This window comes from Phenylobacterium sp. (assembly GCF_031425575.1).
In the GTDB taxonomy this organism is placed as follows: Bacteria; Pseudomonadota; Alphaproteobacteria; order Caulobacterales; family Caulobacteraceae; genus Phenylobacterium.
On sequence record NZ_JANPJP010000354.1, the window covers coordinates 12,095 to 30,656 of the forward strand.

The following is an 18,562-nucleotide window of genomic DNA, read 5'->3' on the forward strand; positions in this document are numbered from 1 at the left end:
CGCCAGGGTGAGAGAACAGGCGCCGCCGCCCACCATATTTCCGGGCCAGCGATAAAGAATTCTGTTTTTCAAATTCCAAATGGGAGGGCGCCATGCCCGTCAGCCGCGAAGTCCACCTCATCGAGCGCCCCAAGGCGATGCCCACCGTCGATCAGTTCCAGATCGTCGAAACCCATGTGCCGGACGTCGCCGACGGCGAGGTGCTGGTGCAGAACCTCTACATGTCGGTGGACCCGGCTATGCGTCCGCGTCTGACCGCGGGCCAGGATCTGGGCGTGGCCATGATGGGCGGGGCGCTCGGCCGCGTCGTCCAGTCCAAGACCAGCGACTACGCGGTCGGCGACCTGGTCTCCAATCGCCTGGGCTTCCGCGAGTACTTCACCTCCGATGGCAAGGGCCTCACCAAGCTGACGCCGGACCCGGACCTGTCGCTCACCACCCACATGCACGCCCTGGGCATGACCGGCTTCACCGCCTATGGCGGCATCCTGCACATCGGCGCCCTGAAGGAAGGCGAGCAGGTCTTCGTCTCCACCGCCGGCGGGGCCGTGGGCTCCATCGCCGCCCAGATCGCCAAGATCAAGAACTGCTACGTCGTCGGCTCCACCGGCTCGGCCGAGAAGGCCGCCTGGCTGAAGGACGAGGTCGGGCTCGACGCGGTGATCAACTACAAGGACGCCCCGATCCGCGGCCAGCTCGAGGCCGCCACCCCCAAGGGCATCGACGTCTATTTCGACAATGTCGGCGGCGATCACCTGGAGGCCGCCCTGCGCCGCATGAACACGCTTGGCCGGATTCCGGTCTGCGGCTTCATCTCCGGCTACAATTCCGGCCACTCCAATGTCTCGAACCTGTCCAACATCATCTATTCGCGGGTGATGCTGCGGGGCTTCGTGGGCACCGACTTCATGCACATGTATGGCGACTTCCAGCGCGACATGGCCGGCTGGCTGAAGGACGGCCGCGTGAAGTACCAGGAGACCGTCCTGGAGGGCATCGACAACGCGCCCAAGGCCCTGATCGGCCTGATGGAAGGCCTCAACGCCGGCAAGATGCTGGTGAAGCTGGCCGACTAGGCGCCTCGGCGCTACGCCGTCTTCGGAAAGGCCACCACCGCGGCGGCCTTCTCCGCCTTCATCGCCTCGCCCTTGGCCTCCAGGCCACGGCGCAGGGCGGCGAAGTGGGGGACGATGAAGTCGATGAAGGCGCGCATCCGGGGCGTGTCCTTCAACTCGGGCCGGGTGACCACCCATGCGCTGTACCGCAGCTCAGGGACCGGCGGGACGCACTGGATCAGATCGGGCTCAAGGTCGGCCAGCAGGCAGCCCACCGGGGCGATTCCCAGGCCCGCCTTCACCGCGATATTGAGGTTGGTCACGGAGTTGGACGTATGGGCCGGCTCCACGCCGGGAACCTGGTCAAGCATCCACTTCATGCCCGGAAGGGGCAAGGACGCGCCGTCACCGCCGATCAGGTCATGGTTTCGCAAGTCCTCCACACTGGAGGGCAACCCCCGCCGCGCCGCGTAGTCGCGGCTGCAATAGAGGGCGAAATCGAACTCCCCGAGCTTGCGCGCCACCAGGTCTGAGACCGGCAGGGCGAGCCCAGCCCGGATCGCCACGTCGGCCTCTCCCGCCGCCAGATCCAGGGCCCTGTCGGTGACGATCAGGTCGACCTTCACATCGGGAAACAGCGCGCGGAACTCGCCGAGCGCCGGGGTGATGGCCAGGTTGGCGATGAGCTCCGTCGAGGTGACCCTGATGGTCCCGGCCAGGCCCCGCTGATGGGCCGCCGCCCGGCTGCCGAAGGCCGAGGCCGAGGCTTCCATGCGCTCGGCCTCCGCCAGCAGGTCCTCACCAGCCCCGGTCAGGCGGCTGCCGGTCTGCCCCCGCTCAAAGAGCTTAAGCCCCACCGAGGTCTCCAGCGCCTCGATCCGGCGCGCCACTGTGGTCTGGTTGATCCTCAGGGTCTTTGCGGCGGCCAGGGTCGAGCCGCCGCGCGCGACGGCCAGGAAGGCTTTCAGGTCATTCCAGTCGAACATGTTCTCCATTCTGCATTTGTGCAGAACCCAACTGCAAGAGCGCTGATTGCTGACCCGCGTTCGGCGAACTAGACCCCCGCCTCCCACAACCTTCACAAGAACAAGACGCATCATGAAACTCTATTGTGACCCCATCTCCACAACCTCCCGTCCGGTGATGCTGTTCGCCGCGGAGGCCGGCATCGTGCTGGAACGCGAGCATGTGGACCTGCTGAGCAACGCCCACCGCGAGGCCGCCTACCTGGCGCTGAACCCCAACGGCATCGTCCCCTATCTGGTGGACGGTGACTTCGGCCTGGGCGAATCCTCGGCGATCCTGAAGTATCTGGCCGACAAGATCGGCTCGCCGGCCTATCCCACCGACCTGCAGGCCCGCGCCCGGGTCAACGAGGCGCTGGACTGGTTCTCCACCAATTTCCACGAGTACTTCTGCCTGTTCACGATCTACCCGAACTTCGGCATCCCGCACGGGCTGGACCCGGAGCTGGCCAGCGCCATGGTGGCCTTCGGCGCCGAGCACGCCCCGCGGTGGCTCACCGTGCTGGACCAGCACATGCTGGGAGACCGCCCCTTCGTCTGCGGCGCGGAAATCAGCCTGGCCGACTATCTGGGCGCGGCCTTCGTGACCCTGGGAGAGGCCGCCGACTTCGACTTCAGCCCCTATCCCAACGTCCAGCGCTGGATCGCCCGCATGAAGAAGCTGCCCTCCTGGGGTGAGACCTATGCCGGCTTCAGCGGCTTCGCCTCGGCCCTGAAAAGCGGTCAGGCCCAAGCGGCCGAATAGCCTCACCCACCTTTCAAATCACAGCAACCCGCCGTGCGTGACGCGGCGGGCGGAGAATTCCTATGTCTTTCATCCAAGCCAAACCCCGCGCGACCCACGACTTCTACGCCCCGATCCACAAGGGCATCCGTCTGGGGCTGTGCCAGATGCTGACCCGCCTGGGCGCCGCCGACGCCAGCGATACCGGCCTGGCCCAGACCCTGGCCGACCTGCGCGCCCAGCTCGCCCTGTCGGATGGTCACCTGTCCCATGAGGACGCCGTGATCCACACCGCCCTGGAGGCCCGCGCGCCCGGCGCCACCGCCCGCCTCGAACAAGCCCACCACCATCACCGGGCGAGCTTCGAGGACCTGGAGACCCTGATCTGCCGCGTCGAACGGGCCCAAGGTCAGGACATGACTCCGCTGTTGCGCGCCCTCTATCTGCGCTTCTCCCTGTTCGTGGCCGACGACTTCGCCCACATGGCCGAGGAGGAGCAGTTGATGCTGCCCATCCTGCAGAGCCTGTTCAGCGACGAGGAGCTGATGGCCCTGGAGGACGCCATCGTCAGCCAGATTCCGCCGGACGAGATGATGGCGGTGGCCGGCCTGATGATCCCCGCCGCCACCCGTACAGACCGGATCGGCATGCTCAGCGCCATGCGCGCCAATGCGCCCGCCGAAGCCTTCGGCGCGATCCTGGCCGTGGCCGTCCAGCCGAACCTGTCGACCGACGACTTCGCGCACCTGAGCGAGGGCCTGGGCCTGGCGGCGTAAGGTCTTTCCTCCCCCATTCATGGGGGAGGGGTACCGGCGTAGCCGGTGGAGGGGGCGAGACCGCGCGCTGAGCGTGAGGCCGCCCCCTCCACCATCCTTCGGATGGTCCCCCTCCCCCGCTTTGCGTGGGAGGAAAGAGGTCTCCGCATGACAATCCCGTAAGCTTCCCTCTCGCGTCGCGGGTGCTAGGTTCGATCCGACCCAGCCCCTTCGAGACGCGCCCATGTTCCGCACCTTCGCCTGCGCCGCCGCCCTCAGCCTGGGGATCGCCGCGGCGGCCCCCGCCTTCGCCGCCGACCAGGTTCCGCCGATCGCGTACAAGGAGCGGGTGCTGGCCAATGGGATGAAGGTCTACTCGTCCATCGACCGGACGACCCCCAATGTCACGGTGCAGGTCTGGTACGGGGTGGGGTCGAAGGACGACCCTCAGGGCCGGTCGGGCTTCGCCCACCTGTTCGAACACATGATGTTCAAGGCCACCAAGGACCTTCCGTCCGAGAGCATTGACCGCTTCACCGAGGACGTGGGTGGGATCAACAACGCCTCGACCTATGACGACTTCACCAACTACTACGAGGTGGTGCCGGCCAATCACCTGGAGCGGCTACTCTGGGTGGAGAGCCAGCGGCTGGGATCCCTCGTCGTCGATGAAGCCACCTTCAAGTCCGAGCGGGACGTGGTGAAGGAGGAACTGCGCCAGCGAGTCCTGGCCAGCCCCTATGGCCGGCTGTTCGCCCTCTACCTGCCCCAGGCCAGCTACACGACCCACCCCTACAAGCGCCCTGGCATCGGCTCCATCGAGGAGCTGGACGCCGCCACCATCGACGATGTGCGGGCCTTCCACGCCGCCTATTACCGCCCCGACAACGCCGCCCTGATCGTGGTGGGCAATTTCGAGCAGAAGGCCCTGGACGCCTGGGTCGACAAATATATGGGTCCCCTCAAGGCGCCGCCCGAACCGCTGAAGCGGGTCACCGCCGTGGAGCCCGCGCGCACCGGCCCCGGCGTCTTCACCGGCTATGGACCCAATGTCCCCCTGCCGGCGGTGGCCATCACCTGGCTGGGCCCGAAGGCGGCCGATCCGGACGCCTCGGCGCTGAAGGTGCTGGACGCCATCCTCTCCTCGGGCAAGTCGGCCCGCCTGTATGACGCCCTGGTCTACGAGCAGCAGATTTCGGCCCAGGTGCTGTCCAGCGCCGACCTGCCGGAACAGCCCGGCATGTTCGCGGTGGGCTCGATCATGGCCTCGGGCCACACCATCGAGGAGGGCGAGAAGGCCCTGCTGACTCAGGTGAAGCGCCTGCGCGACGCCCCGCCCACCGCCGCCGAGCTGTCGGAGGCCAAGAACGAGCTGGTGGCCGGCAAGCTGCGGGAGCGCGAGACCATCGACGGCCGCGCCTTTGCGCTCGGCTATGCCCTGCGCACCGAGGGCGACGCGGCCCAGGCCAACAAGGAACTGGCCGAACTGCAGGCGGTGACCGCCGCCGACGTCCAGCGGGTGGCCGCCAAGTACCTGCCCGACGACCGCCGCATGACCATCCGATATCTGGCCGAGAGCGACCGGCCCAAGGGCGAGACCGCCGCCGTCGCCGCCGCGCCCGTCGTCGCCTCCGTGAAGTACACCGGCCCGATCATGGAACTGGCGCCGGAGGGTCAGCGCGTCGCGCCGCCGCCCCTCGCCAACTCCGTGAGCCCGGTCCTGCCCAAGCCGGCCGAGAAGACCCTGGCCAACGGCCTGCGGGTGATCGTCGCCCAGTCCACCACCCTGCCCCTGGTCACCGCCGACCTCACTGTGAAGACCGGCGCCTGGGCCGACCCGGACGGCCTGGCGGGTGTCGCGGGCATGACCGCCGGCATGCTCACCGAGGGCACCAAGACCCGCAGCGCCCCGCAGATCGCCCAGCAGACCGAGGCGCTCGGGGCGACACTGGCCTCCGGCGGCGGTCAGGAGAGCAGCTCCGTCACCCTCAATGTCATGCCCGGCAACCTGGACGCCGCCATGGCGATCATGGCCGACGTGGCCAAGAACCCGGCCTTCGCCGCCGAGGAGCTGGAGCGCCAGCGCGCCCAGGCCCTGGACGGCCTGTCGGTGGCCTATCAGGAGCCCGGCCAGCTGGCGTCCTTCGCCGCCGGGCCCACCGTCTTCGCCGGCACCGCCTTTGGTCATGTGCCCGGCGGCACTCCGGCCTCGGTGGCCCGGTTCGCCGCCGGCGACCTGGTGAAGCTGCATGCGGCCTACTACCGGCCTGACAACGCCGTCCTGGTGCTGACCGGCAAGATCACGCCCGCCCAGGGCTTCGCCCTGGCGGAAAAGACCTTTGGCGACTGGAGGAAGCCCGCCACCCCGACCCCGTCCGCCCCCGCCGTCACGCCGTCGGCCAAGCCGCGGGCCATCGCCATCGACCTGCCCGGCACCGGTCAGGCGGCGGTGAGCGTGCTGAAGCCCGGCATCGCCCGGGATGACCCGGCCTACTATCCGGGCATCGTCGCCAACACCGTGCTGGGGGGCGGCTATTCGGCGCGCCTGAACCAGGAGATCCGCATCAAGCGCGGCCTGTCCTATGGCGCCAGTTCGTCCCTGACCCCACGCCGCACCACCGGTCTGTTCCGCGCCGCCGCCCAGACCAAGAACGAGTCCGCGCCCCAGGTGCTGGACCTGATCCTGGCCGAGATGAAGGGCCTGACCGCCACCCCGCCGGGCGCCGAGGAGCTGAAGGCCCGCAAGTCGGTGCTGATCGGAGGCTTCGGCCGCGAGCTTGAGACCACCGAAGGCCTGGCCGACATCCTGGGCGACCTGGCCCTCTACGGCGTGCCGCTGAGCGAGATGAACGCCTATACGGGCAAGGTGGAGGCGGTGACCGGGCCCCAGGTGCGGGACTTCGCGGCCGCCAGGCTCGATCCGGCCGCCGTCAGCGTCATCGTGGCGGGCGACGCCAAGAGCTTCACCGAAGGCCTCAAGGCCCGGCGGCCCGACCTGGAAGTGATCCCGGCGGCCGATCTCGATCTGGACAGCCCCACCCTGCGGAAAGCTGCTAAAGCCCCCTGATGGGATTTGAATTCGACGCCCTGTCGCTGTTTGGCCTCGCCGCCGTCTGCGCCAGCCTGTTCTGCTACATCATGGAGCGGCGAAGCCCCTGGTGGATCCTGGGCTTCGCCTTCGCCAACTTCGCGGCCTCGTCCTACGCCTTCCTGCAGGGCGCCTGGCCCTTCGGACTGATCGAGATCTTCTGGGGCCTCGCGGCCCTGTGGCGCTGGTGGGACACGAAGACCGCCTGAAGGGCTAGTGGCGGAAGACCCGCACGCCGGTGAAGACCATGGCCAGGCCACGTTCGTCGGCGGCGTCGATGACCTTCTGGTCGCCGATGGAGCCGCCCGGCTGGATCACCGCGGTGCAGCCGGCGTCGGCGGCCTGGATCAGGCCGTCCGGGAAGGGGAAGAAGGCCTCGGACGCGCAGGCCGAGCCCTTGAGATCCAGGCCGAAGTCGGCGGCCCGCAGCGCGGCGATACGGGCGCTGTCCTTGCGGTTCATCTGGCCGGCGCCGACGCCGAGGGTCTGACCGCCCCGGGCATAGACGATGGCGTTGGACTTCACGTGCTTGGCGATGGTGAAGGCGAACAGCATGTCACGCACCTCCTCCTCGGTCGGCGCGCGCTTGGTGACGACCTTGAGGTCGGCCGGCGTAAGACGGGCGTCGTCGCGGCTCTGCACCAGGAAGCCACCGGACACCGACTTGAAGGTGGTCCCGGCCGCCAGGGGATCGGGCAGGCCGCCGGTGGTCAGCAGGCGCACGTTCTTCTTCTTGGCGAACAGGGCCACGGCGTCGGGGTCGGCGTCCGGCGCGATCACCACCTCGGTGAGCAGCTTGAGGATTTCAGTGGCGGTGGCGGCGTCCAGCTTCTGGTTCAGGGCGATGATGCCGCCAAACGCGCTGGTGGGGTCGCAGGCCAGGGCCCGCCCATAGGCCTCGACCATGGACTTGCCGGTGGCGACGCCGCAGGGATTGGCGTGCTTGATGATCGCGCAGGCGGGACCGGCCGCGGGGTCGAACTCGGCGATCAGCTCGAAGGCCGCGTCGGTGTCGTTGATGTTGTTGTAGCTGAGCTCCTTGCCCTGGAGCTGTTTGGCCGTGGCCACGCCGGGGCGCGGGTCGGCGAAACGGTAGAAGCTGGCCGACTGGTGGGGGTTCTCGCCATAGCGCATGGTCTGGACCAGTTCGCCGGCGATGGCCCGGCGTCTGGGCGCGGTCTCACCCAGCGCGGCGGCGAACCAGGTGGAGATGGCCGCGTCGTAGGACGCCGTGCGGGCATAGGCCCGAGCGGCGAGCGACTTGCGCAGCGCCAGGCTGGTGGTCCCTGTGGCCTGCAGTTCGGCCAGCACCTCTTCCAGGTCTGCGATCTCGGTGCAGACGCAGACATAGCCGTGGTTCTTGGCCGCCGAGCGGATCATGGCCGGGCCGCCGATGTCGATGTTCTCAACGCAAGTTTCGAAGTCGCCGCCCACCGCAACCGTCTGTTCGAAGGGGTAGAGGTTCACATAGACCAGATCGATGCCGCCGATGCCGTGGTCGGCCATGGCCTTGGCGTGTTCAGGCGCGTCACGGACGCTGAGCAGGCCGCCGTGGACCACGGGGTGCAGAGTCTTGACTCGGCCGTCCATCATCTCCGGGAAGTTGGTGAGCTCGGCGATATCCTTCACCGCCAGGCCGGCGGCGGCGATGGCCGCCCGGGTGCCGCCGGTGGAGACCAGTTCGACCCCCAGATCGGCCAGGAGCCTGGCGGCCTCGATCAGGCCGGTCTTGTCGGAGACGGAGATCAGGGCGCGCTTAATGGGCGCTCTATCGGCAGGTTTGGGGAAGTCGGGTGCAGCGGGCACGGCAAATCCTTCATCGTTTCGAGGAATTTGCCCAGGCGAGCGGCATATGGACCCTGCGCTCCCCGGTGGTCTCCCACCTCAGTTTCGCCAGTCACGCAGGTCGCGGGTCGTTTAGGCCCGGAGCCTTCGCCCGTCAATGCGGTGGAGGCCAGGCCTCCGCGGCCGCCAACTTCCACCGCACCCGGGCGCCCGCGTCCAGGCGGGCGGCGCCGCGCAGGACGATCTGGTGGGTCCGCTTGGGCAGGCCGTCCTGGAAATAGACCGAGGTTTCAACGGCGACTTCCTGGGCGTCGTTGCGCAGCCACCAGCCGGTCTCGTCTCCCTCGGCCCGCAGCAGCACGCTCTTGCCGTCCCGGGCCAGGCTGGCGCGGACGTCGGGGTGGACGTGGAAGCGGACCATGAAGGGCACAAAGCGCCGGGCTTCCGGATCGCCTGTGGCCTCGGCCACCGGTGTCAGCCGATCCTCGCCCCGCAGCTCGTCGGCGGCCAGGTCCAGGAACAGGCGGCGCTCGTGGCGCAGGCCAAAGCGCGGCGCCCAGCCCTCATGGGACATCTCCAGCCACAGGGCCTCAGCGGTCTCGTGGCGCTGGGCGGCGACGGCGTCATAGGCGTCGATCAGGCGGGGCCCCAGGGCATTGGCACGGAAGCCGCGTAAAGGTTCACCGCAGGCGGCGTCCCCCACCCCCACGGTGGAGCTGGCGTCGGCCAGCCGCAGGGCCTGGGGACCATTGGCCTCAGGCGACCAGGCGCAGGCCACGATCAGGCGGCGGCCGGCCGCCAGCACCTCGATGGCCAGCGGCTGGGCGCAGGCGCCCACACTCCAGGCCCCCTGCGCCGGCGGAGCGCAGTCGGCCAGAACCTGGAGGCTGCGGGCCTCCAGCCGCTGGTAGCCGTTGCGGGCCACCGGGGGGCGCTGGGTCTGCTCCTCACTGGCGCGGGCGGCGGCGACATACTGGCGGCTTCCGGCCTCGCCCCCCTGCAGATCGGGCAGGCAGCCGTCGGCGAGGGTGAAGAAGCGCACCGCCCCGGTCAGGCGGTCGATGGCGCGCATCATCTCGTCGGGCGCGGCGATGCCCCGCTGCACCAGGGCCTCATCGAGGGCCTGGAGATCCAGCAACAGCTCCAGGGCCGCCCGGGCGCTGCGCGAGGCGTGACCGCCGTCGGGCTGGACGGTGACGGCCAGGGCGCTCTCCAGCCGAACCAAGCCGCGATCGATAAGTTTTTCACCGGCCTCGCCCGACAGGACGGTCCCGGCCAGGGTGGCGGCCACCGCGCGCTCGGCGGCGCGGACCGGGCCTTCATGGATGTCGAGCAGATGGCGGGCCTGGCGGGCGAGGTCCAGGGTGATCAGGGCGATCTCGGCGTCCGAGGCCCGGGCGCAGAGGGTGGTAGCGGCGCAGGCCAGGTTGAAGGTCCGCCGCTCCAGAATGTCCGGCGCCCAGGAGAACCCGTTCCAGCGCCCGAAAACCCGGCTCCAGTCCAGGGTCAGGCGCAGACCCTCCGCCGCGCCCGCCTCTCCCGCCGCGAGCAGGTCCGGCATCCAGTCGAAGCGGTGCAGAACCGCCGCGAACCGCCGTGTGGGGCTGGGGCGGTCCCAGGGATCGCCCCGGGTCCCGGTCTCCAGGGTCGCGCCGCCGAATACAAAACGGCCGTCGAGGATGCGGCGCCCGGCCTCCGGGTTCACCGGGCGCGGATTGCGCGGGCTGGCCGCGAGGCCCTCCGGCCGCGGCCTGGCCAGCATCCAGCGGTGCAGAGGGTTGCCCGCCCACTCGCGGCGGGCCTGACGCTTCAGGCCCTGGGCGAGGGCGAGGAGGAAGACCCGGCCGGGCAGGCGCGACAGAGCCGGAAGGCCGCCCGCCATGGTCTGGCCCTACCCGCCCTTCAGGGCGGCGATATTGGCGGCGTAGGCCGAGGGGCCACCCTTGAACACCGCTGTCCCGGCCACCAGGGCCGTGGCGCCCGCCGCCACGCACAGGGGCCCGGTCTCAGTGGTGACGCCGCCGTCGACCTCCAGATGGATGTCGCGGCCCGTGGCGTCGATCATCTCCCGCAGCGTGGCGATCTTGGCCAGCTGGGAGCGCATGAACTTCTGGCCGCCGAAGCCCGGGTTGATGGACATCACCAGGATCAGGTCGATCTCATCCATCATCCACTCGATCACCGAGGGCGAGGTGGAGGGGTTGAAGACCACGCCGGCCTTGCAGCCCAGCTCGCGGATGCGCTTGAGGGTGCGGTTCAGGTGATGGCCGCTCTCGGGATGGACGCTGATGATATCGGCGCCGGCCTCGGCGAAGGCCTCCAGGTAGTTGTCCACCGGGGCGATCATCAGGTGCACGTCGAACGGGATCGAGACGTGGGGCTTCAACGCCTTCACGATGTCGGGGCCCAGCGTGATGTTGGGCACGAAGTGGCCGTCCATGACGTCGATATGCAGCCAGTCGGCGCCCGCCGCCTCCACCGCGCGGCATTCCTCCCCCAACTTGGCGAAGTCGGACGCCAGGATGGACGGGGCGATGATCGGGGTGCGCGCGGTCATGGTCCCGACTTAACGGGGCCGGGTGGCCGGGACAAGGCAGACCTTACGGTCGCCTTGTGTAGCGGGCGATGAAGAAGCCGTCGGTCCCGCCGGTGAGGTGGTGTGGCAGGATCCTGAGCATCCCGTCGAGCCGCAGACTGGCCTCCGGCGCCCCGCCCTCGCCGGGCGTCATGGGGGACAGGGCGAATTCCGGATTGCGAGCCAGGAAGCCGGCCGTCTGGGCCTCGCCCTCCTCCGGCTCCAGGGAGCAGACGCAATAGACCAGGCGGCCGCCCGGCTTCACGCGCCGCGCCGCCGAATCCAGCAGCCGGGACTGGACCCCGGCCAAGGCCGCCACATCGCCGGGCTTGGCGGCCCAGAGAACATCGGGGTTGCGACGATAGGTGCCGGTCGCGCTGCAGGGCGCGTCCAGCAGGACGGCGTCGAAGCTGCGCGTATCGGGCCAGCTTCCGGCGTCATCGGTGGCGGTCTCGGCGGTCAGTCCCATGCGGGCGAGGTTCTCGGCGACCCGGACCAACCGCGGGGCGGAGCGATCCAAGGCGACAACGGAGGCGCCGCTCGCGGCCAGCTGCAGGGTCTTGCCGCCCGGGGCGGCGCAGAGGTCCAGCACGGTCTCGCCGGCCTTCACCGCGAGGAGGCGCGCGGGCACAGCGGCGCTGGCGTCCTGCACCCACCAGACGCCGTCGGCGAATCCAGGCCAGGTGGAGACCTCGCCGCGCAGGGCCGAGCGCAGGGTTCCGCCGGGAAGTTCTTCGGCCTCCAGGGCCACGGCCAGGTCCGGCGATGGCGCCTTGAGGGAAAGGTCGGTGGCGGGCTCGGCGGCGATCAGGGTGGCCATGGCCCGGGCGGCGGGCTCACCAAAAGCCGCCGACCAGCGGCTGAACAGCCAGGGCGGCGCCAGCAGCTCCGGATCGGTCATGTCCGGCGGCTCGCGGGTCATGCCGCGCAGGATGGCGTTGACCACCCCCTTGAAGGCGCGGCCCTCCTTGAGCTCGGCCACCAGGTCGACGCTGGTCCCCACGGCGGCGAAGGCCGGCGTGCCCAGGACGAAGGCCTGGGCCGCGCCGAGACGCAGGATGTTGCGCACCACCTCCGGCGGCTCGCGGGAGATGCGGCTGTCCAGGGCCCGGTCGATGGGGCCGAGATGGCGCAGGGTCGCCAGCACCAGGGCGCGGGCGAAACCCCGGTCGCGGGGCTCAAGGTTGCGGAAGGCCGGCGTGGCGGCCGCCTCGTCGAAGCCCGAGCGGCGGTTGAGGGCCGCGGTGAGCAGGTCGAGGGCGGCGCGCCGCGCGGGCAGGCCGGCGGCGTCGGAGGCTGAAAGGTCGGTCACGCGGGCGGCGTGCCCGCAAATCGGCCCCTAGGCAAGCCCCGACGCGCGCGACCTCCCTAGGCCCGGGCGGGCTTGCGGCCGACGGAGACGACGGCGACGCCGAAGATCACCATGCCCAGGACCAGCAGGATCTCCCCCACGGCCATGATCGGAACGACGCTGGTGTTCCCCTTCAGCAGCAGGGCCAGCAGCGGCAGACTGATCAGGTTTCCCAGGTTGGAGACCCCGAAATTGGTCCAGGCCAGGCGGGTCGGCGTCTGGGCGCCGGCCAGGCCGTAGAAGGCCCCCATCAGGGCCAGCGTCGCCCAGCCCAGCAGATTGATGTGGGCGTGGACGGGCGACAGGCTGTGGTCGCCGGTGGTCCCCATGAAGATGCCCAGGCACATGCCGGTGAGGGCGTAGAGAACGGCGGCGCCGAAGAAGGCGACGGAAATCTTGGACATGAAACACTCCCCCGAATGTTGCGCGCCCGACGGGGACAACCCGCCGAACACCGATCTGCCTCCCTAAAATGGGTTGTCCGCCATGGCAACGCTTGCGCCGAACTGGCGCGGGGGGCCGCGCAGGCGTAAAATCGCGGCATGGAAGACACCGGTCCCCCCAACGCCGCCCCCGGCAAGCCCCTGACGCCGGCCGCCCGCCGCGCCCTGGAAGAAGCCGCCGCCCGCCATGCCGCCGAGCAGGAGGCCCAGCTAGCCGCCGAAAATGGCGGGCCGGCCGGCCTCGAGCCCACGCGGTTCGGCGATTGGGAGCGCAAGGGCATCGCCGTCGACTTCTGACGGTCTCGCCTGTTAACCCTTCGCGCGGCGGCTTTCGCGCCTGAGGGGTGAGGTGTCGCCGCAACCGCTTATGCCGCCTAGGTTTCCGCCGAAGAGGTGTGGCGGAGAGCGTGATGTCCTGGTTAATGCGAACGATGTTGGGCTTGGCCCTGGCGTTCACCGCCAGCGCGGCCATGGCCGGTTGTCCCGGCCCCTGTGACCGGGGCCGCGGTTACGATGACGGTTATCGCGGCCAGTCCAGCTATAGCAGCGGCTACAGCCTGCGCACCTATGGCGACGTGGCCCAGCACTACGGCTATCCCAGCTGCGGCCAGTGCGGCGCCTTCGCCCACGAGCGCGCCTACGAGGACCGCTACGACCAGCGTTACGATGATCGGGGACCCCCGCCATGCCGCGCGCGGAGCTGCGGCGAGTGCCGCCAGTGCGGCGAGCTGATCCTGAGCGACGCCTTCAGCTATGACTACGGCGTCGGCCCCTATCCCGAGGGCGGGTATGGCGGCGGTGGCGGTGGCGGCTACATGGCCGGCGGCGGGTTCGCCGGGGCTGGCGCCGGCGCGGGAGCAGGCGCCAGCGCCAGCGCGCGGGCCTCAGCCTCGGCCAGCTCCAGCAGCCATGTCAGCATCAATATCGGCCGCGGCGGCGGTGGCCATAAGGGCGGCGGCGGATGCAAGACCTGCGGCGGCGGCCACAAGGGCGGCCACGGCGGGCACAAATAAGTCGTTAGATCCCCGCCATCTCGGCGGCGACGCGCATGGCGGCCTCGCGGGGGTCGTTGGCCGCGGTGATGGGACGGCCGACCACCAGATGCGAGGCGCCGGCCTTCAGGGCGTCGGCCGGCGTGGCGGCGCGGGCCTGGTCGTTCTTCGCCGACCAGTCGGGGCGAACGCCCGGCGTCACCACCAGGAAGTCCTTGCCGCCGATGGCGCGCGCCAGGGCCGCCTCGTGGGGACTGGCCACCACGCCGTCGCAGCCGGCGGCCACCGCCTGATGGATGCGGCGCTCCACGAGGCACCGCGCCGTCTCGGAGAAGCCCATCTCGATGAGGTCGCCGTCCGACAGGCTGGTGAGCACCGTCACCGCCAGGATCTTGAGGCTGGAGCGGCCCTTGCCGCGCACGGCGGCCTCCATCACCTGGGGTTCGCCGTGGACGGTGAGAAAGTCGCAGCCCGAGTCGGCCAGGACCGCCGTGGACCGCTGCACGGTGGTGCCGATGTCGTGCAGCTTCCAGTCCAGGAACACCTGCTTGCCCGCCGCCTTCAGCTCCCGCGCCAGCTCCATGCCGCCGCCGGTGGCGAACAGTTCCAGCCCCACCTTGTAGAAGCTGACGGTGTCGGACAGCGCGCTCACAATGGCGCGAGCCTCGGCCACGGTGGGCAGGTCCAGCGGGATGATCAGGCGAGGATCAGCTTTAACCAGGGTCTCGGACATGGCTTAGCTCCGGGCAGGCGCACGGGACCTCGCACAGAGGTCGGCGCGGGAAACGAATTGGGCTAAGACGCTGCAATGAGCCCGGCAGACTTCGCGGTCAACTTCTTCGTCGCCCTTTTCGCCCTGATCGACCCGATCGGCACGGTGCCGCTGTTCGCCGCGGCCACGGTGGGGGTGAAGAGCAAGGATGCGCGGCTGATCGCGGTCTATATCGCCTTCTTCATCCTGTTCTTCCTGACCTTCTTCTACTTCTCGGGCCTGTCTCTGCTGGCCTTCTTCGGCATCTCCCTGCCGGCCTTCCGCATCGCCGGCGGGATTATCCTGTTCCTGCTGGGCCTGGACATGGTGCGCGGCAACATGTCCACCGGCATCGACCCGGAGGACGAGGCCAACATCGGCGAAGGCCGCGCCCACGCCCGCAAACGCTTCGAGCGGATGATCGTGCCCTTCGCCATGCCCCTGCTGATCGGGCCCGGCGCCATCTCCACGGTGATCATCTATGCCAGCGAGGCCAAGCGCTTCGGCCTGGCCGGCGCCGCCGTGGGTGTGGGCGTCATAGCCGCCACGGCGCTCTCCACCATGCTGGCCTTCTGGGCGAGCCCGCTGATCACCCGCCTGCTGGGCAAGATCGGCCTGACCATCGTGGTCCGGGTGCTGGGACTGATCCTCTGCGCGCTGGCCGTTCAGTTCGTGATGATCGGCATCGCCGACTCGACCCACGACGTCATCCTGCGCAAGGCCGCGGCACCCTACGCCCACTAGAGCATGTCAGGCGCAAGTGGACACCGGTTCGCCGCCCGGACATGCTCTAATTCAAGAAGATAGACCCTTTTTATCCGATCAGGTTGATTCAACCTGATCCGGAAAGGGTCTAGACGTTGCGGAAGCGCGGCCCCTGGGCGGCCATCAGGGCCAGGGCCCATTCGTCGGGGATCAGCTTCACCAGGCCCGCGATCGCCTTGTTCGGCGCGCCCGGCACGGCGACGGCCCGATTGGCCTCGCCCGCCTCGTAACCGGCGGCGGCCACCTCGTCGGCGCCCAGCCACAGCCAGGATGGGGTCGACGCGCTGATCTTTTCTCGCGTGCCATTGGCGTCATGGAATTCGGAATAGGTGAAGCCGGGGCACAGGGCGCTGACATGCACCCCGGTGGCCAGGTTCTCCAGGTGCAGGCTCTGGGAGAACTTCACCAGGTAGCTCTTGGTGGCGCCGTAGAGGGTATGGCCGGCCGAGCCGGGGATCAGGCCCGCCAGCGAGGCCACATTGACGATGCGCCCGAACCGGCGATCCACCATGCCCGGCAACACTCGGTGCGCCAGCTCGCTGGGCGCCGTCAGCATCACCTGCAGGACAGCGGCCTGCTGCGCCCACGTGGTGTCGCCGTAGGTCCCGGGCTGGCCGTAGCCGGCGTTGTTGATGAGCGCGTCCACCACCCGGCCGTGGGCGGTGAGATGGTCCAGGATGGCGCCCGGCGCGGCGGGGTCGGCCAGGTCGGCGGCGACCGTCAGGGTCTCGACGCCATGGCGCAGGCCGATGTCCTCGGCCAGGCGGTCCAGCCGCTCGGTGCGCCGCGCGGTGAGCGCCACGTCATAGCCGTGGCTGGCGTAGATCCTGGCGAAGGCCGCCCCGATCCCGGCCGAGGCCCCGGTGATCAGCGCCAGTTTGCGGTCCATGGAAACCTCTTCGTCCCGCGATCTAGGCCAGATCGGCGATCTCGTCATCGGTCAGGTCGCCCGGCACGATGGTCACGGGGACCTTGCGAGCGCCCCACTTGACGCCTTCCTTGGCGATCGAGGCCACCAGGGGACCGGGTCCCCGGCCTTCCACGGCGGCGGCCAGGACCAGGATCTTGATGTCGGGGTCCTCGCCGATCACCTTGCGCAGCGCCGAGCGGGTGTTGTCGGCGTGCTCGATGATGAATTCCGGGGCCATGCCGGTCTCGGCGATGACGAACTCGGCCATCTTCTGCAGGGCGGCCTCGGCCTCCTCGCGGGCCTGGCGCTCGATCTCCTCGCGCACGCCCGACCAGTGCTCGAAGACCGCCGGCTCGATCACCCGCAGCAGGGCGACGTGCCCGCCCGTGGAGCGGGCGCGGCGGCAGGCGAACTTCAGCGCCACATGAAACTCGGCGCTGTCGTCGGCGATGACCAGGAACTTGCGTTGGCTCATGGTCCGACGGTGGCTTGCTCCCCGGCGGGATGCAAGCCACCTCCGTGACTGGGGTTTAGCTGCCCCAGAAGCCGACGATCTTCTTCACCTCGGCCAGGGTCGGGGCCGCGGCGGCCCGGGCGCGCTCGGCGCCGGCGGCCAAGACCTTGTCGATCTCGGTGGGGTCGGCCATCAGGCGGCGCATCTCCGTCCCCACCGGGCCGAGCTTGGCCACCGCCAGGTCGGCCAGCCGCGGCTTGAAGGCGCCGAAGCCTTCGCCGGCGAACTCGGTCAGGACCTCGGCGGACGTGCGGCCGTCCAGGGCGGCGTAGATGCCCACGAGGTTTAGGGCCTCGGGCCGATCCTTCAGCTCGTCGACCGTCTCCGGCAAGGCCAGGGGATCGGTCTTGGCCTTGCGGATCTTCTGGGCGACCGTGTCGGAATCGTCAGTGAGGTTGATGCGCGCGGCGTCCGAGGGATTGGACTTGCTCATCTTCTCGCTGGCGTCCCGCAGGGACATGATCCGCGCGCCCGCGCCCTGGTGGATGGGCTCGGGAAGCGGGAAGTAGCCGGGCGCGTCGAAGTCGTGGTTGAACTTGGCGGCGATGTCGCGGGTCAGCTCCACGTGCTGCTTCTGGTCGTCCCCCACGGGGATGTGGGTGGCCTTGTAGAGCAGGATGTCGGCGGCCTGGAGCACCGGGTAGGTGTACAGCCCGACGCTGGCCTTCTCCTTGTTCTTCCCCGACTTGTCCTTGAACTGGGTCATCCGGTCGAGCCAGCCGACCCGGGCCACGCAGTTGAAGATCCAGGCCAATTCGGCGTGCTCAGTCACCGCCGACTGCGGGAAGATGGTGGCGATCTTGGGATCCAGGCCCGCCGCCAGATAGGCCGCGGCGATCTCGCGGGTTTGGGCGGTCAGCTTGGCCGGGTCCTGCCATTCGGTGATGGCGTGCAGGTCGGCGACGAAGATGAAGGTCTCCGCCTCGTGCTGCATGCGGGTGAACTTCACCAGGGCGCCGAGATAGTTGCCCAGGTGCAGGTCGCCGGTCGGCTTGACGCCGGAGAGCACGCGTTTGGAGCCGGCATAGGCGGCGGGAGCTTGTTCGGTCATGGGATCAGGCTTTGAAACAGAGGACTTGGAGGCGCGACAACGCGCGCCGCGGAAGCGGGATCAGGCGCTGCGCCATCGCCAGGAGACTGCGTCCGGAAAAGCCATGGCCGATGCGAATAGTCCGCGCGGAGCTTTCAGGCAAGTCCGTCAGAGGTCGGGGACGGAGACGGCTACGTCACCCTTGCGCCGCTTGAACGCCCCGCGCACCTCGGCCGGGGTGACGCCGCCGAAGGCGAACAGCAGCAGCGGATAGAGCAGGCCGCCCACCAGGCAGACCGCCAGGACGGTGATCTCCTTGGCGCCGCCCACCTGGGCCAGGGGGGCCTCGATCACGGCGCGGAAGTGGGTGGCGAGCGCCAGCAGCACGCCGAGGACGGCGCTGGCGGCGGTGACGCGGAGGACCTTTCCGGTCGCCTTGGCCGAGGGGCGGTAAATCCTCTCGCGCCAGAGCAGAAGGGCCATCTGGGCCACCGTTCCCCAGGAGGCGATGGCCGTGGAGATGGCGATGCCGGGGAAGCCGATGGTGTAGAACAGCGCCACCCCCAGCACGATGTTGACCCCCACCGAGATCAGCGAGAACCGCATTGGAGTCTTGGTGTCGCCACGGGCGAAGAAGGCCGGCTGCAGGATCTTGATTAGGATGAAGGCCGGCAGGCCCCACCCGTAGTGGAACAGCAGGGCGCCGGAGGAGGCCGCGTCGGCGAAGGTGAACTCGCCACGGGCGAACAGGCCGTCGGTGAGATAGACCGGCATGGCCATCAGGGCCGCGGCGGCGGGC

General features: G+C 69.4%; 19 protein-coding genes and 1 riboswitch. Of the genes, 8 read left to right on the top strand and 11 right to left on the bottom strand.

Annotated features, from left to right (window positions below; genetic code table 11):
* Nucleotides 1–92 precede the first annotated feature (92 nt).
* The gene (locus tag RMO97_RS19625; protein WP_310542689.1) at nucleotides 93–1,076 is read left to right on the top strand and encodes an NADP-dependent oxidoreductase; all 984 of its coding nucleotides are present in this window, start codon (nucleotides 93–95) and stop codon (nucleotides 1,074–1,076) included.
* 11 nt (nucleotides 1,077–1,087) lie between these two features.
* Here the strand turns inward: RMO97_RS19625 and RMO97_RS19630 are convergent, their stop codons facing one another.
* Entirely contained in the window at nucleotides 1,088–2,041 is a 954-nt protein-coding gene (locus RMO97_RS19630; protein ID WP_310542690.1) for a LysR family transcriptional regulator, read from the bottom strand.
* Between the two features lie 112 nt (nucleotides 2,042–2,153).
* Between RMO97_RS19630 and RMO97_RS19635 the strand changes: the two genes are divergently transcribed.
* From RMO97_RS19635 to RMO97_RS19650, 4 genes are all read left to right on the top strand, one after another.
* Nucleotides 2,154–2,825 (top strand): glutathione S-transferase family protein, encoded by a 672-nt coding sequence (locus RMO97_RS19635; protein WP_310542691.1) that lies wholly within the window; start codon nucleotides 2,154–2,156, stop codon nucleotides 2,823–2,825.
* A gap of 62 nt (nucleotides 2,826–2,887) precedes the next feature.
* Nucleotides 2,888–3,580, top strand: a complete 693-nt coding sequence (locus tag RMO97_RS19640; RefSeq protein WP_310542692.1) for a hemerythrin domain-containing protein — start codon at nucleotides 2,888–2,890, stop codon at nucleotides 3,578–3,580.
* A gap of 223 nt (nucleotides 3,581–3,803) precedes the next feature.
* Nucleotides 3,804–6,626, top strand: coding sequence for a pitrilysin family protein (locus RMO97_RS19645; protein WP_310542693.1), 2,823 nt, complete (start codon nucleotides 3,804–3,806; stop codon nucleotides 6,624–6,626).
* The gene (locus tag RMO97_RS19650; RefSeq protein WP_310542694.1) at nucleotides 6,626–6,856 is read left to right on the top strand and encodes a hypothetical protein; all 231 of its coding nucleotides are present in this window, start codon (nucleotides 6,626–6,628) and stop codon (nucleotides 6,854–6,856) included. The genes RMO97_RS19645 and RMO97_RS19650 overlap by 1 nt, the downstream gene beginning before the upstream one ends.
* A gap of 4 nt (nucleotides 6,857–6,860) precedes the next feature.
* Here RMO97_RS19650 and purH read toward each other — a convergent pair whose 3' ends face one another.
* The 5 genes from purH to RMO97_RS19675 form a co-directional block, all read right to left on the bottom strand.
* Nucleotides 6,861–8,453 (bottom strand): bifunctional phosphoribosylaminoimidazolecarboxamide formyltransferase/IMP cyclohydrolase, encoded by a 1,593-nt coding sequence (purH, locus tag RMO97_RS19655; RefSeq protein ID WP_310542695.1) that lies wholly within the window; start codon nucleotides 8,451–8,453, stop codon nucleotides 6,861–6,863.
* Between the two features lie 22 nt (nucleotides 8,454–8,475).
* A riboswitch (ZMP/ZTP riboswitch) is annotated at nucleotides 8,476–8,558 on the bottom strand.
* A gap of 28 nt (nucleotides 8,559–8,586) precedes the next feature.
* Nucleotides 8,587–10,314 (bottom strand): heparinase II/III family protein, encoded by a 1,728-nt coding sequence (locus tag RMO97_RS19660; RefSeq protein WP_310542696.1) that lies wholly within the window; start codon nucleotides 10,312–10,314, stop codon nucleotides 8,587–8,589.
* Between the two features lie 9 nt (nucleotides 10,315–10,323).
* Nucleotides 10,324–10,989, bottom strand: a complete 666-nt coding sequence (gene rpe / locus RMO97_RS19665; protein WP_310542697.1) for a ribulose-phosphate 3-epimerase — start codon at nucleotides 10,987–10,989, stop codon at nucleotides 10,324–10,326.
* Nucleotides 10,990–11,032: 43 nt separating this feature from the next.
* Nucleotides 11,033–12,319, bottom strand: a complete 1,287-nt coding sequence (locus RMO97_RS19670; protein ID WP_310542698.1) for an RsmB/NOP family class I SAM-dependent RNA methyltransferase — start codon at nucleotides 12,317–12,319, stop codon at nucleotides 11,033–11,035.
* A gap of 56 nt (nucleotides 12,320–12,375) precedes the next feature.
* The gene (locus RMO97_RS19675; RefSeq protein WP_310542699.1) at nucleotides 12,376–12,762 is read right to left on the bottom strand and encodes a hypothetical protein; all 387 of its coding nucleotides are present in this window, start codon (nucleotides 12,760–12,762) and stop codon (nucleotides 12,376–12,378) included.
* A gap of 138 nt (nucleotides 12,763–12,900) precedes the next feature.
* Between RMO97_RS19675 and RMO97_RS19680 the strand changes: the two genes are divergently transcribed.
* Both RMO97_RS19680 and RMO97_RS19685 read left to right on the top strand, forming a co-directional pair.
* On the top strand, nucleotides 12,901–13,098 hold the full coding sequence (locus tag RMO97_RS19680) for a DUF1674 domain-containing protein (protein WP_304780650.1): 198 nt from the start codon (nucleotides 12,901–12,903) through the stop codon (nucleotides 13,096–13,098).
* A gap of 113 nt (nucleotides 13,099–13,211) precedes the next feature.
* On the top strand, nucleotides 13,212–13,814 hold the full coding sequence (locus tag RMO97_RS19685; protein WP_310542700.1) for a hypothetical protein: 603 nt from the start codon (nucleotides 13,212–13,214) through the stop codon (nucleotides 13,812–13,814).
* 4 nt (nucleotides 13,815–13,818) lie between these two features.
* Here RMO97_RS19685 and pyrF read toward each other — a convergent pair whose 3' ends face one another.
* Entirely contained in the window at nucleotides 13,819–14,526 is a 708-nt protein-coding gene (gene pyrF, locus RMO97_RS19690; RefSeq protein ID WP_310542701.1) for an orotidine-5'-phosphate decarboxylase, read from the bottom strand.
* A 75-nt stretch (nucleotides 14,527–14,601) separates the two neighbouring features.
* Here pyrF and RMO97_RS19695 point away from each other — a divergent pair, with 75 nt between their 5' ends.
* Nucleotides 14,602–15,288, top strand: coding sequence for a MarC family protein (locus tag RMO97_RS19695; RefSeq protein WP_310542702.1), 687 nt, complete (start codon nucleotides 14,602–14,604; stop codon nucleotides 15,286–15,288).
* Nucleotides 15,289–15,397: 109 nt separating this feature from the next.
* Here RMO97_RS19695 and RMO97_RS19700 read toward each other — a convergent pair whose 3' ends face one another.
* The 4 genes from RMO97_RS19700 to RMO97_RS19715 all read right to left on the bottom strand — a co-directional run.
* The gene (locus tag RMO97_RS19700; RefSeq protein WP_310542703.1) at nucleotides 15,398–16,198 is read right to left on the bottom strand and encodes an SDR family oxidoreductase; all 801 of its coding nucleotides are present in this window, start codon (nucleotides 16,196–16,198) and stop codon (nucleotides 15,398–15,400) included.
* A 22-nt stretch (nucleotides 16,199–16,220) separates the two neighbouring features.
* Nucleotides 16,221–16,694, bottom strand: coding sequence for a universal stress protein (locus tag RMO97_RS19705; RefSeq protein ID WP_310542704.1), 474 nt, complete (start codon nucleotides 16,692–16,694; stop codon nucleotides 16,221–16,223).
* Nucleotides 16,695–16,749: 55 nt separating this feature from the next.
* The gene (trpS, locus tag RMO97_RS19710) at nucleotides 16,750–17,784 is read right to left on the bottom strand and encodes a tryptophan--tRNA ligase (protein WP_310542705.1); all 1,035 of its coding nucleotides are present in this window, start codon (nucleotides 17,782–17,784) and stop codon (nucleotides 16,750–16,752) included.
* Nucleotides 17,785–17,931: 147 nt separating this feature from the next.
* A partial coding sequence (locus RMO97_RS19715; RefSeq protein ID WP_310542706.1) for a lipid II flippase MurJ occupies nucleotides 17,932–18,562 on the bottom strand: 631 nt, incomplete at its 5' end.